Below are 12,854 nucleotides of genomic sequence, written 5' to 3' on the forward strand. Positions count from 1 at the left end.
GTTTGCAATTAATCCTATGGCCGTTAACACAAATAACTTGTGGAAAATCAACTCATTTAATCTGTAGCCTCCCCGCGCTGCGTCAATATGTTCCCCATGCCCGAGATCCTTGCTTGAAAAGCCCCCTGCTCGTCCTTAAACTTCATGGTGGAGAAAAGTGGATCAAAGTGGTTTTATTGGGCAATTTGCCTCCATAACTCACCTTCGGGGACTGCAATTTGTTGCGTGGCGCTCACGCCATCAGCCTGGACAGCAAAGGGCGACTGGCGATTCCGACCAAATATCGAGATTGGCTGCGCTCCGAGCGCGACGGCCAGCTGGTCTGCACCATCGACATAGCCCATCCCTGTCTGCTGCTTTACCCCCTGAGTGAATGGGAAGAGATAGAACGCAAGCTCAAGACCCTTTCCAGTACCAATCCGGCGGAACGCCGCCTGCAGCGCATGCTGCTCGGACACGCTACCGAGTGCGAACTGGACGGCAATGGCCGTCTGCTGCTGAGCCAGCCACTGCGTAGCCACGCCGGGCTGGACAAGAAGATCATGCTGGTGGGCCAGCTCAACAAGTTTGAGTTGTGGGATGAAGCCCGCTGGCAACAACAGATCAATGACGACATCCTGGGCCTGCCCGAGGACGACTGGGCAAGTTCACCACGACTACAGGATTTTTCTTTATAAATGACCCAAGCCGCTGAACACATCACAGTGCTGTTGCACGAAGCCGTCGAAGGGCTGGCCATCAAGCCGGACGGTATCTACGTCGACGGTACCTTTGGCCGGGGTGGTCACTCTCGTTTGATTCTCCAGCATCTGGGCCCGAACGGCCGTCTGATCGCCATCGACCGGGATCCCCAGGCCATTGCCGAGGCGGCCAAGATCCAGGATCCCCGCTTCGAGATAGTGCACGGCCCCTTCTCCGGCATCACCACTTATCTGAGCGATCGCGGTCTGCTGGGCAAAATCGACGGCTTCCTGCTGGATCTGGGCGTCTCTTCTCCCCAGCTCGACGACGCCGAGCGCGGCTTCAGCTTCATGAAAGACGGTCCCCTCGACATGCGGATGGACCCGACCACTGGCCAGAGCGCTGCCGAGTGGCTGGCTCGCGCCGACGTGGATGACATCGCCTGGGTGCTGAAGACCTTCGGCGAGGAGCGTTTCGCCAAGAAGATTGCCCGCGCCATCGTCCATGACCGCGTCACCGAACCCTATGTGCGCACCCGCCAGCTGGCGGAGATGATTGCCCGGGTCAACCCGAGCAAGGAGAAGGGCAAGCATGCGGCGACCCGCAGCTTCCAGGCCATCCGCATCTATATCAACAGCGAGCTGGACGAGATCGAAACCGCGCTGAACGGTGCCCTGCAGGCGCTGGCGACCGATGGCCGCCTCTCCGTCATCAGCTTCCACTCCCTGGAAGACCGTCTGGTCAAGCACTTCATCCGCAAGCACGAGAAGGGGCCGGAAGTGCCCCATGGCATCCCGTTGACCGAGGCGCAGCTGGCCGGTGGCCGCAAGTTGAAGTCGGTCGGCAAGGCGCTCAAACCTTCCGAACATGAAGTCACCGAAAACACCCGATCCCGCAGCTCGGTGCTGCGAGTCGCCCAGCGTCTGGCGGATTGAGTCATGAGCGAGGTACGCATTCATCTGGCCAGGGAGATCATCAGCGATCTCTGGCGTCACAAGCTGCAGGTCGTGCTGACCCTGGCCGTGCTGATCACCGCCTTTGCGGTGATCCTGGTGACCAACATGACCAGGGGGCTGACGGCCAAGCAGAATGACCTGATGGCGGAAGAGGACAGGCTCAACATCGAGTGGCGGCACCTGCTGCTGGAGCAGGGTACCCTGGCCGAACACTCCCGTGTCGCGAGTCTGGCCATGGATAAATTGCAGATGGCTCGCCCGCTGGTGACCACCGAGAAGGTAATTACACAACCATGACACGCAAGGCCGCCACCAAGGCTCCGGCAAAGGACAAAGCCAAGGCGAAAGCTCCGTCACTCTACCCGTGGCGCTTTCGCACTCTGGTGTTTTTCATCGGGATTGCGTTTGCCGGCCTGATCCTGCGGCTGGCCTGGATCCAGGTGATAGATCCGGACCGGCTGCGCCAGGAGGGGGACATGCGCTCCCTGCGTACCACCTCCACCCAGGCGGTGCGCGGCATGATCACCGATCGCAACGGCGAGCAGCTGGCGGTTTCGGTGCCGGTCGAGGCGGTCTGGGCCGATCCCAAGACAGTCCACGAGTCCGGCGCCATCCACAACGAGCGCGCCTGGCTGGCGCTCTCCGCCGTGCTCAAGCTCGACATCAACACCCTCAAGCACCGCATCTCCAACCCCAGCAAGCGCTTTGTCTATCTGCAGCGTCAGGTGACCCCTGCCGTGGCGGAATACATCAAGGGTCTCAAGCTGGGGGGCATCTACCTGCGCCCCGAAGCGCGCCGTTTCTACCCGACCGGCGAGATCAGCGCCCACCTGGTGGGGGTGACCAACATAGACGGCAGCGGCATCGAGGGGATAGAGCGCAGCTACAACGAATGGCTGACCGCGACCCCGGGCGAGATGCGGGTGCGCAAGGACAGGCAGGGCCGGGTCATCGAGCGGCTCGGGCTGGTCAAGGAGGGCAAGCACGCCAACGATCTGCAGCTCAGTATCGATCAGCGGGTGCAGGCGCTGGCCTACCGTGCCCTCAAGCGTGCCACCGACGAGAACAAGGCGACCTCCGGCTCCATGGTGATGCTGGACGTCAAGACGGGCGAGGTGCTCGCCATGGTCAACACCCCCTCCTACAACCCGAACAACCGGGGCCAGTACCAGAGCTTCCGGGTGCGCAACCGGGTGGTGACGGACACCTACGAGCCGGGTTCGACCGTCAAGCCGCTGATCCTGCTCAGCGCCCTGCAGGCGGGCGTCACCAGCTGGAAGGACACCATACCCGGTGGCCCCCTGTACATCGGGGCCAAGCAGATCCGCGACGTGAGCATTCACAAGGCGACCAACCTGTACGACATACTGCGCTACTCCTCCAACATCGGCATGTCGCGCATCGCGCTGCGGATGCCGGCTCAGGAGATGATCAACACCCTCAGCATGGTCGGCTTCGGGATGGATACCGGCAGTGGCCTGATGGGGGAGAGCAGCGGCATGTTGCCCCAGCGCCGCCGCTGGTCCGACATCGAGCGGGCGACCCTGTCGTTCGGCTATGGCCTGCGGGTCACCCCGCTGCAACTGGCCTCCGCCTACGCCACCCTGGCCAACAAGGGCAAGCGGGTGCCGCTCTCCATCATCAAGGTGACCCAGCCGCCCAAGGGTGAGCAGGTCATCGACCACAACAACGCCACCGCCATGCTGCAGGCGCTGGAGTACGTGGTCAGCAATGCCATTCCCAAGGCGCAGATCCCGGGTTATCGGGTCGGCGGCAAGAGTGGTACCGCCAAGGTCGCCGTCGCCGGTGGCTACGGCAAGGATTACATGGCCTGGTTTGCCGGTTTCGCACCGGCCAGCAACCCCCGTTTCGTCATGGTGGTGGTGATCAACGAGCCCAAGGGCGATGCCTATTACGGCGGTGCCGTGGCGACCCCGCCGTTCGCCGAGGCCATGGGGGGCGTGCTACAACTCTTCAACATTCGTCCCGACGCCATCCCTCCCGAGGTTCCGGCGAAGCTTGCCCGTACGGAGGCCGCCCATGGCGCACCTCGTACCTGACAGGCATCCGTGTTTCTCTGTCGACCCCGCCGCCGTCGGGGTGTTTTCCATGGCGCCGCACTCCCTGAGCGCCTGCATTCCTGTCCATTCGGAGGCTTCCCATGTTGCCGCCCCGCGCACTTGATCAACTCATGAGCCATTTCGGCATCCATGCCCCGGCGCTCGCGCTCACCGACATCCAGCTCGACAGCCGGCGAGTCGGGCCCGGTTCTCTCTTCGTGGCAATCCGGGGCCACCAGATGGATGGCAGGCGTTTCATCGAACAGGCGGTGGCTCAGGGAGCGACCGCCGTCCTGTTTGAGGAGGATGGGGAATTTGTGGCCCCCGCCACCTCGATCCCCTGTTTCGGGCTCAAGGATCTGCCCGCTCGTCTCTCCGAACTGGCCGGCCATTTCTATGACCATCCGGCGCAGAAGCTGCAACTGGTGGGCATCACTGGCACCAACGGCAAGAGCACCACGGCCCTGCTGGTCGCCAACTGGCGCACCCTGCTGGGAGGCAAGGCCGGGGTGATGGGCACCATAGGCAACGGCCTGTTTGGCAATCTGATCGAAGCGGAAAACACCACCGGCAGCGCCGTCCAGGTGCAGGCCAATCTGGCCGCCCTGCAACAACAGGGGGCGAGCCTGGTGGCGATGGAAGTCTCCAGTCACGGTCTGGTGCAGCACCGTGTCGCAGCCCTGCCGTTTTCCGCGGCTGTGTTCACCAACCTGAGCCGGGATCATCTGGATTATCACGGCACCATGGAGGCCTATGGCGCCGCCAAGGAAGAGTTGCTGAAACTGGTGGACGAGCCCTGCGCCGTCATCAATGCCGACGACCGTCTGGGGCGCCAGTGGCTGGCAGCCTACCCCGGCGCGGTGGCCTTCGGCGTGCATGGCCCGATTGAAAACCATGCCGGGCGACAGTTGACGGCGCAGGATCCCCATTTCCACCAACAAGGATTTGACACGCGCATTAACTCCAGCTGGGGGAATGGTGTATTATCCGCCCCCTTGCTCGGCCGCTTCAACGTCAGCAATGTGCTGGCCGCCATGGGCGCCATGCTGGTACTGGGTTACGACTTCGATGCACTGCTGGCCAGCGCCCCGAAACTGCAACCCGTGACCGGTCGCATGGAGTGCTTCGGCGGTGGCAAGGCGCCGCTGGCGGTGGTCGATTATGCCCACACCCCGGATGCGCTGGAGAAGGCATTGCAGGCCCTGCGGGTGCACTGCGAAGGCCGGCTCTGGTGCCTGGTGGGCTGTGGTGGCGACCGGGATCGCGGCAAGCGGCCCATGATGGCCGCCATGGCGGAGCAACATGCGGACTGCGTGATCCTGACCGACGACAATCCCCGTACCGAGGCGCCGGAGCAGATCATGGCGGACATGGTGGCGGGCCTTCGCGATCCTGCTGCCGTGCAGATCGAGCACGACAGGACCAAGGCAATCCAGCTGGCACTGAGCCAGGCGAGCAAGCAGGACATCATCCTGGTGGCCGGTAAGGGCCACGAGGATTATCAGATCATTGGAACCGACAAGCGGCACTACAGCGATCGGGAAACCGTCGCGGCCGCCTTGCACACATTAATGGAGTCATTCAGATGATGACCCTCAGGCTTGCCGAGCTGGCGCAGGTGCTCGATGCCCGTCTGATCGGCGGCGACCACGAGATCACGGCGGTCAGTACCGACACCCGCACCCTGGGCAAGGGGGCGCTGTTCGTCGCGCTGCGTGGCGAGCGTTTCGACGCCCACGATTTCTGCGACCAGGCCCTTCAGGCAGGGGCCTCTGCCCTGCTGGTGGAGCGCGAGCTGCCCCTGGCCATACCGCAACTGGTGGTGGCCGATACCCTCAAGGGACTGGGTCGCCTCGGCAAGCTGGTGCGCGAGCGCATCAATCCGAAAGTGCTGGCCATCACCGGCAGCTGTGGCAAGACCACGGTGAAGGAGATGGCGACCGCCATCCTGCGCTGTGAGGGGGAGGTGCTGGCCACCGCCGGCAACTTCAACAACGAAGTGGGGGTGCCGCTCACCCTGCTGCGCCTCGAACCTCAGCACCGGTTTGCGGTGATGGAGCTGGGTGCCAACCACCCGGGGGAGATCGCCTGGACCACCTCATTGGCCAGACCCGATGCCGCCATCATCAACAACGTGGCCGCCGCCCATCTGGAAGGCTTCGGCTCCCTGGAAGGGGTGTTCCACGCCAAGAGCGAGATTTTTGAGGGCCTGAGCGAGGGCGGCACCGCCATCGTCAATGCCGACAACGAGTTCTGGCCGAAGTGGCGGGAGCGGGGCATCCAGTGCGCCTTCTCCCTCGAGGATCAGAGCCAGCCCTTCCATGCCCGCGACATAGCGCTCAACGGGCAGGGCTGCGCCGAATTCGTGATGGTGACTCCCCAGGGGGAGGCGAACCTGACCCTGGCCATTCCGGGCCGCCACAATGTGGCCAATGCCCTGGCTGCTGCCGCCGGTACCCTGGCGCTGGGCGCATCGCTCGCCTCCGTCAAGGCGGGGCTGGAGCAGATGGCACCGGTCAAGGGCCGCTTCTGCGTGCAGCGCTGGGGTGGTCTCACCCTGGTGGATGACACCTACAACGCCAGCGTGGAGTCCGTGCTGGCGGGCATCGATGCCCTGACCGCCATGGGCGGCTACAAGGTGCTGGTGTTCGGTGACATGAAGGAGTTGGGTGAGGAGTCCGCGGCCCAGCACGCCCGGGTCGGACACCACGCCCGCGAGCAGGGCCTCGACGCCGTGCTGACGGTAGGGGAACAGAGTCGTCACACCGCAGATGCCGCGGCGGGTCGACATTTCGATAACAAGGCGTCGTTGTTTGAAGTGCTTGCGCAAATGATAAATACACATCAAGAAATCTCGATCCTGGTCAAGGGGGCCCGCGGTTCTCGCATGGAAGATATCGTCAAGATGGTCGTTGACCGTCAGGAGTCAGCCACATGCTAGTCTGGCTGGCGGAACTGCTCACCCCGCACTTCACCTTCTTCAACGTCTTCTCCTACCTGACGTTCCGCGCCATCCTGTCGATCATCACGGGTCTGGTGGTGGCGCTCTGGATGGGGCCGCGCCTCATCCGCCGCCTGCAGATCCTGAAATTCGGCCAGGTGATCCGCAACGACGGCCCCGAGTCTCACCTCAGCAAGAAGGGCACCCCGACCATGGGGGGCCTGATGATCATTGCGGCCATCTTCATCTCTGTGCTGCTCTGGAGCCGCCTCGACAACCCCTATGTCTGGCTGGTGCTGTTCGTGCTGGGCGCCTACGGCGCCATCGGTTTTGCCGACGACTACCTCAAGGTGGTGCGCAAGAACACCGATGGCCTGATCGCCCGCTGGAAGTACTTCTGGCAGTCGGCAGTCGCCCTGGCCGTGGCGGTGTTCCTCTATGCCACCGCGACCCATGACGGCCAGACCCAGCTGGTGGTGCCCTTCCTCAAGGATGTGATGCCGCAGCTCGGTCTGATGTTCATCGTGCTGACCTACTTCGTCATCGTCGGTACCTCCAATGCGGTCAACCTGACCGACGGTCTCGACGGTCTGGCCATCATGCCGACCGTGATGGTGGCGGGGGGCTTCGCCTTTGTCGCCTGGGCCACCGGCAACGTGAACTTCGCGAACTACCTGCACATTCCTTACGTGCCCTACACCTCCGAGCTGGTGATCGTCTGTACCGCCATCGTCGGCGCGGGTCTGGGCTTCCTCTGGTTCAACACCTATCCGGCCCAGGTCTTTATGGGGGACGTCGGTTCCCTGGCCCTCGGCGGGGCGCTCGGCACCATAGCCGTGCTGGTACGTCAGGAGTTCCTGCTGGTGATCATGGGGGGCGTCTTCGTGATGGAGACCGTCTCGGTGATCCTGCAGGTGGGGTCCTACAAGCTGCGCGGCGTGCGCATCTTCCGCATGGCGCCCATCCATCACCACTATGAGAAGAAGGGCTGGCCGGAGCCGCGCGTCATCGTGCGCTTCTGGATCATCACCCTCATGCTGGTGCTGCTCGGCCTCGCCACCCTGAAGGTGAGGTAAGCCATGGTCATCATCATCGGACTCGGCAAAACCGGACTCTCCTGCGTGGACTACTTCCTCGGTCGTGGTGTCACGCCCCTGGTGATGGATACCCGCGCCAATCCCCCGGGCAAGGAGCAACTCCCCCCCGAGGTGGAGCTGATTCACGGGCTGGACGCCGATCTGCTCAAGCAGGCGCACATGATAGTGGCGAGCCCCGGCATCGCCCTGGCGACTCCCGAGCTGAAAGCCGCCGCCGAGTTCGGGGTGCGCATCGTCGGCGACATCGAGCTGTTTGTGCGCGAGACCCAGACCCCCGTCATTGCCATCACAGGTTCCAACGGCAAGAGCACGGTGACCACCCTGGTCGGCGAGATGATCGCCGAGGCGGGGCTCAAGGTAGGCGTGGGTGGCAACATCGGCACCCCGGCGCTGGAGCTGCTCAAGCAGCCCATGGATCTCTGCGTGCTGGAGCTCTCCAGCTTCCAGCTCGAGACCACCTGCAGCCTGCGTGCCGCCGCCTCCGTGGTGCTAAACCTCAGTGAAGATCATATGGATCGCTATCAGGGCATGGCGGATTACCGCGCCGCCAAGATGGCGATCCATCAGCACTCCCAGCACATCCTAGTCAACCGGGACGATCCCCAGACCCTGCCCGACGTAGGCCAGGTGTGGCAGAGCTTCGGGCTCGATTGCAACGGCTATGGCCGCTGCGAGCTGGCGGGTCGCCACTGGCTGACCCTGCACGGGGAGCCGCTGCTGGCGGTGGACGAGATGAAGATAGTCGGTGCCCACAATCAGGCCAACGCCCTGGCGGCCATGGCCCTGTGCGACGCGGTCGGCATTCCCCGGGAGCCGCAACTCACCGTGCTGCGCAGTTTCGAAGGCCTGCCCCACCGTGCCCGCTTCGTGCGGGAGGTGAACGGGGTGCGCTGGATCAACGACTCCAAGGCCACCAACGTGGGGGCCACCCTGGCCGCCGTGGCCGGGGTGCGCGAGTCGGTCAAGGGCCGTTTGCTGCTGCTGGCCGGTGGTCAGGGCAAGGGTCAGGATTTCGGCCCTGTGCAGGCGCTGCTCGGCAGCCAGATCGATCACATGTACTGTTTCGGCCAGGATGCGGAGATCCTGCTCGCCCTCGGTGAGCAGACCGAGAAGGTCGCCTCCCTCGACGACGCCGTCGCCAAGGCCGCCGCCGATGCCAGACCCGGTGACTGGGTACTGCTGGCGCCGGCCTGCGCCAGCCTGGATCAATTCAAGTCCTTCGAGGCTCGCGGCGATCGCTTTACCGAACTGGTGATGATGCTATGAACGCCCTTCGCGTGGTCGCAGGCTTCTTGCAGCGCTGGTTGTTGCCGGCGCGTCCCGCCGGTCTCTACGACCGGCAGCTGGTGGTGCTGGCGCTGGCGCTGATGTCGGTGGGCCTGGTGATAGTGGCCTCGGCCTCCATTCCCGAAGGGATTGCCCTCGGCGATGACCCCTTCATGTTCGTCAAGCGCCACGGCCTCTTCTTGGTGATGGCGCTCGGCATCTCCTGGTTCGTGCTGCAGGTGCCCATGGCGCGCTGGCAGCAGTACAACGGCCCCATGCTGCTGCTCGCCATCCTGATGCTGGTCATGGTGTTGCTGGTGGGGCGCAGCGTCAACGGTTCGGTGCGCTGGTTGCCGCTCGGCCCCTTCAACCTGCAGCCGGCGGAGTTCGGCAAGCTGGCGCTGTTCGTCTATCTGGCGGGCTACCTGGTACGCCGCCAGAGCGAGGTGCGCGAACGCTTCATCGGCTTCATGAAACCCATGGCGGTGTTGTTCGTGGTGGCCACCCTGCTGCTGGCCCAGCCCGACCTCGGCTCCGTGGTGGTGATGTTCGTCACCTCGCTGGGCATGCTGTTCCTGGCGGGGGCCCGCATGGTGCAGTTCATCGGTCTTATCCTGGTGGGGGTGAGCGCCGTGGTGACCCTGATCATCGCAGAGCCCTACCGGATGCGGCGGGTCACCTCCTTCCTGGACCCCTGGGCCGATCCCTTCGGCAGCGGCTATCAGCTGACCCAGTCCCTGATGGCGTTCGGCCGTGGCAGCTGGTTTGGCGAGGGGCTGGGCAACTCCATCCAGAAGATGGAGTACCTGCCGGAGGCCCACACCGACTTCGTGTTCGCCATCCTGGGCGAGGAGCTGGGCTACGTGGGGGTGCTGGGTGCGCTCTTCCTCATCTTTGCGCTGGCGGTGAAGGCGCTCAAGCTCGGCCATCAGGCGCTGGTGGCCGAGCGGCTGTATGAAGGCTATCTGGCCATCGGCATCGGCATCTGGTTCAGTTTCCAGACTTTCGTCAACGTCGGCGCCGCCAGCGGCATGATGCCGACCAAGGGGCTGACCCTGCCGCTGGTCAGCTACGGCGGCTCCAGTCTCATCATCATGATGGTGGCGGTGAGCATGTTGATTCGTATCGATTTCGAGTTGCGCCAGGCCAGTGCCCAGGCGCGTGTGCGGGAGGTTTCGTGAGCAAGACGTTACTGGTGATGGCGGGTGGTACCGGGGGCCATGTGTTCCCCGGGCTGGCCGTGGCCGATCGCCTCAAGGCCCAGGGCTGGACCATTCACTGGCTCGGCACCGCCGACCGGATGGAGGCCGAGCTGGTGCCCGCCCACGGTTACCCCATCTCCTTCATCGACATCCAGGGAGTGCGTGGCAACGGCATCAAGCGGCTGCTGGTCGCCCCCTATCGCATCGTCAAATCCGTGTTGCAGGCGCGTCGCGTGCTGAAAAACATTCGCCCTGATGTGGTGCTCGGCATGGGGGGCTTCGCCTCAGGCCCGGGCGGCGTGGCGGCCTGGCTCGCCGGTATTCCCTTGCTGCTGCACGAGCAGAACGCGGCGGCCGGCATGACCAACAAGCTGCTGGCGCGCCTTGCCAAGCGGGTGCTGATGGCCTTCCCCGGCGCCTTTGCGCCCAGTGCCCGCACCGCAGTGGTGGGCAACCCGGTGCGTCCCGAAGTGGTGGCCCTGCCGGATCCCCAGCTGCGCAGCGGAGCCGAGCCGCTGCGGCTGCTGATCGTCGGCGGCAGCTTGGGTGCCCGGGTGCTCAACGAGCAGGTGCCGCCAGCGGTGGCCGCCGCCGGCGTGCCCATCGCAGTGCGCCATCAGTGCGGCAAGGGCAATCGGGATGCCGTGGCCGAAGCCTACGCCAAGCAGGGCGTCGAGGCCGAGGTGAGCGAGTTTATCAAGGACATGGCAGATGCCTACGCCTGGGCCGACCTGGTGGTGTGCCGCGCCGGGGCCCTGACGGTCTCCGAAGTGGCTGCCGCCGGTGTGGCCGCCATCTTCGTGCCGCTGCCCCATGCGGTGGACGATCACCAGACCCGCAACGCCCTGACCCTGGTCGACGGCGGGGCGGCCGAGTTCCTGCCCCAGTCCGAGCTGACCCCGGCCTCATTGGCTGCGCGTCTCTCCTGGCTTGCCGGGCGCAGGGAGACCCTGTTGAACATGGCCCAGGCCGCCCGTCGGGTGGCCATCATAGATGCCGCCGAGCGGGTTGCCGATGAGTGCAAGCGGCTCGCCAGCGGGCAGAGCGAGAAAGCATGTTGAGCAAGATTGCACAGGCCAGGCCGTGCAGTCTTGTCCCCGTATTTATTGATGCCGCCGAGCGCACACCGCTGACGGCAGACTTGAAGAGAGAGCTATGACCAAGGTTGAACTGGCAAAACTGCGTACTGTGATCCCCGAAATGCGCCGCGTGCGTCGCATCCATTTCATCGGCATAGGTGGCGCCGGTATGGGCGGGATCGCCGAAGTGCTTGCCAACGAGGGTTACCAGATTTCCGGCTCCGATCTGTCCCGCAATGCGGTGACCGAGCGGCTGGCGTCCCTCGGCGCCCATATCTTCGTGGGACACAGTGCCGAGCACGTGAACGAGGCGAGCGTGGTGGTGGTCTCCACCGCCATCAAGCAGGACAACCCCGAGTTGCTGGCCGCCCGCGAGCTGCGCATTCCCGTGGTGCGCCGTGCCGAGATGCTGGCCGAGCTGATGCGCTTCCGCCACGGGGTCGCCGTCGCCGGCACCCACGGCAAGACCACCACCACCAGCCTGGTGGCGAGCATCTATGCCGAAGCCGACCGGGATCCGACCTTCGTCATCGGCGGCCTGCTCAACAGCGCCGGCACCAATGCCCGCCTGGGCAGCAGCCGCTACCTGATCGCCGAGGCGGACGAGAGCGACGCCTCCTTCCTGCATCTGCAACCCATGGTCTCCATCGTGACCAACATCGAAGCGGATCACATGGACACCTATGGCGGCGACTTCTCCAGGCTCAAGGCCACCTTCATCGACTTCCTGCACAACCTGCCGTTCTACGGTCTGGCGGTGGTGTGCGTGGATGACCCCGTGATCCGCGGCATGCTGCCGGAGATCGCCCGTCCGACCCTGACCTACGGCCTTTCCGAGGATGCCGACGTGCAGGTGCTGGACTTCGTGCAGACCAGCAACCGCAGCCGCTTCCGGGTCCGTCGCAAGGATGCCGGCGAGCTGACCGTCACCCTGAATCTGCCGGGCATCCACAATGCGCTCAACGCCGCCGCCGCCATCGCGGTCGCGACCGAAGACGGCATTGGCGACGAGGCCATCATCCAGGCGCTCGCCAAGTTTGAAGGGGTGGGTCGCCGCTTCCAGCAATATGGCGAGTTCGAGACCGGCCGTGGCAAGGCCATGCTGGTGGATGACTACGGTCACCACCCGAGCGAGGTCAAGGTGACCATCAATGCCGCCCGCGCCGGCTGGCCCGAGAAACGCTTGGTCATGGTGTTCCAGCCGCACCGTTACAGCCGGACCCGGGATCTCTACGAAGATTTCGCCGACGTGCTCTCCAAGGTGGATGTGCTGGTGATGCTGGAGGTGTATGCCGCCGGTGAAGAGCCCATTCCCGGTGCCGATGGCCGTGCCCTGTGCCGCTCCATCCGCTCTCGTGGCACCCTGGAACCCATCTTTGTCGCAACCCCTGACGATGTGCCGGCCGTGCTGGCCGACCTGATCGGCGAGGGGGATCTGGTGCTGACTCAGGGCGCCGGTAACGTCGGGGCACTGGCCCGCCGTCTCGGTGAGATGAAATTGAGTGTGGATAGCATGAAATCCGGTGCCTGAGGGCCCAATGAGTATTTTGACCGCCAAGCCGAGGCCTATAT

11 protein-coding genes are annotated in these 12,854 nt (G+C 64.3%); all 11 read left to right on the forward strand.

All coding sequences use genetic code 11. From position 1 onward, the window contains the following. Positions 1-218 precede the first annotated feature (218 nt). The 11 genes from mraZ (at position 219) to murC (ending at position 12,813) form a co-directional block, all read left to right on the forward strand. Positions 219-677 carry a division/cell wall cluster transcriptional repressor MraZ gene (gene mraZ / locus ACWPWQ_RS16365; protein ID WP_005332092.1) on the forward strand — a complete coding sequence of 153 codons (459 nt, stop codon included), beginning with the start codon at positions 219-221 and terminating at the stop codon, positions 675-677. Further along, a complete protein-coding gene (gene rsmH / locus ACWPWQ_RS16370) occupies positions 678-1,616 on the forward strand; it encodes a 16S rRNA (cytosine(1402)-N(4))-methyltransferase RsmH (RefSeq protein WP_139438986.1) in 939 nt (312 codons plus the stop codon). 3 nt (positions 1,617-1,619) lie between these two features. Further along, entirely contained in the window at positions 1,620-1,934 is a 315-nt protein-coding gene (gene ftsL / locus ACWPWQ_RS16375; RefSeq protein ID WP_454010263.1) for a cell division protein FtsL, read from the forward strand. Beyond that, positions 1,931-3,697, forward strand: a complete 1,767-nt coding sequence (locus ACWPWQ_RS16380; RefSeq protein WP_139438990.1) for a penicillin-binding transpeptidase domain-containing protein — start codon at positions 1,931-1,933, stop codon at positions 3,695-3,697. Before ftsL ends, ACWPWQ_RS16380 begins: the two co-directional genes overlap by 4 nt. 101 nt (positions 3,698-3,798) lie before the next feature. Beyond that, complete coding sequence (gene murE, locus ACWPWQ_RS16385; protein ID WP_409241604.1) at positions 3,799-5,286, forward strand: UDP-N-acetylmuramoyl-L-alanyl-D-glutamate--2,6-diaminopimelate ligase; 1,488 nt, start codon at positions 3,799-3,801, stop codon at positions 5,284-5,286. After that, complete coding sequence (gene murF / locus ACWPWQ_RS16390) at positions 5,283-6,638, forward strand: UDP-N-acetylmuramoyl-tripeptide--D-alanyl-D-alanine ligase (protein ID WP_454010264.1); 1,356 nt, start codon at positions 5,283-5,285, stop codon at positions 6,636-6,638. Before murE ends, murF begins: the two co-directional genes overlap by 4 nt. Further along, a complete protein-coding gene (mraY, locus tag ACWPWQ_RS16395; RefSeq protein WP_005332102.1) occupies positions 6,632-7,714 on the forward strand; it encodes a phospho-N-acetylmuramoyl-pentapeptide-transferase in 1,083 nt (360 codons plus the stop codon). Before murF ends, mraY begins: the two co-directional genes overlap by 7 nt. 3 nt (positions 7,715-7,717) lie before the next feature. Then, positions 7,718-9,001 (forward strand): UDP-N-acetylmuramoyl-L-alanine--D-glutamate ligase, encoded by a 1,284-nt coding sequence (murD, locus tag ACWPWQ_RS16400; protein WP_454010265.1) that lies wholly within the window; start codon positions 7,718-7,720, stop codon positions 8,999-9,001. After that, entirely contained in the window at positions 8,998-10,182 is a 1,185-nt protein-coding gene (gene ftsW, locus ACWPWQ_RS16405; protein ID WP_205642582.1) for a cell division protein FtsW, read from the forward strand. Before murD ends, ftsW begins: the two co-directional genes overlap by 4 nt. Next, positions 10,179-11,264 carry an undecaprenyldiphospho-muramoylpentapeptide beta-N-acetylglucosaminyltransferase gene (gene murG, locus ACWPWQ_RS16410; protein ID WP_454010266.1) on the forward strand — a complete coding sequence of 362 codons (1,086 nt, stop codon included), beginning with the start codon at positions 10,179-10,181 and terminating at the stop codon, positions 11,262-11,264. The genes ftsW and murG overlap by 4 nt, the downstream gene beginning before the upstream one ends. A 94-nt stretch (positions 11,265-11,358) precedes the next feature. Further along, entirely contained in the window at positions 11,359-12,813 is a 1,455-nt protein-coding gene (murC, locus tag ACWPWQ_RS16415) for a UDP-N-acetylmuramate--L-alanine ligase (RefSeq protein ID WP_041204901.1), read from the forward strand. Positions 12,814-12,854 lie beyond the last annotated feature (41 nt).

The sequence above is a fragment of the Aeromonas sp. Marseille-Q7275 genome (assembly GCF_965119515.1).

What these genes read in the sequence shown, in the direction of transcription:
- rsmH (WP_139438986.1), top strand. Translation starts at nt 678, where the DNA reads ATGACCCAAGCCGCTGAACACATCACAGTGCTGTTGCACGAAGCCGTC.
- ftsL (WP_454010263.1), top strand. Translation starts at nt 1,620, where the DNA reads ATGAGCGAGGTACGCATTCATCTGGCCAGGGAGATCATCAGCGATCTC.
- ACWPWQ_RS16380 (WP_139438990.1), top strand. Translation starts at nt 1,931, where the DNA reads ATGACACGCAAGGCCGCCACCAAGGCTCCGGCAAAGGACAAAGCCAAG.
- murE (WP_409241604.1), top strand. Translation starts at nt 3,799, where the DNA reads ATGTTGCCGCCCCGCGCACTTGATCAACTCATGAGCCATTTCGGCATC.
- murF (WP_454010264.1), top strand. Translation starts at nt 5,283, where the DNA reads ATGATGACCCTCAGGCTTGCCGAGCTGGCGCAGGTGCTCGATGCCCGT.
- mraY (WP_005332102.1), top strand. Translation starts at nt 6,632, where the DNA reads ATGCTAGTCTGGCTGGCGGAACTGCTCACCCCGCACTTCACCTTCTTC.
- murD (WP_454010265.1), top strand. Translation starts at nt 7,718, where the DNA reads ATGGTCATCATCATCGGACTCGGCAAAACCGGACTCTCCTGCGTGGAC.
- ftsW (WP_205642582.1), top strand. Translation starts at nt 8,998, where the DNA reads ATGAACGCCCTTCGCGTGGTCGCAGGCTTCTTGCAGCGCTGGTTGTTG.
- murC (WP_041204901.1), top strand. Translation starts at nt 11,359, where the DNA reads ATGACCAAGGTTGAACTGGCAAAACTGCGTACTGTGATCCCCGAAATG.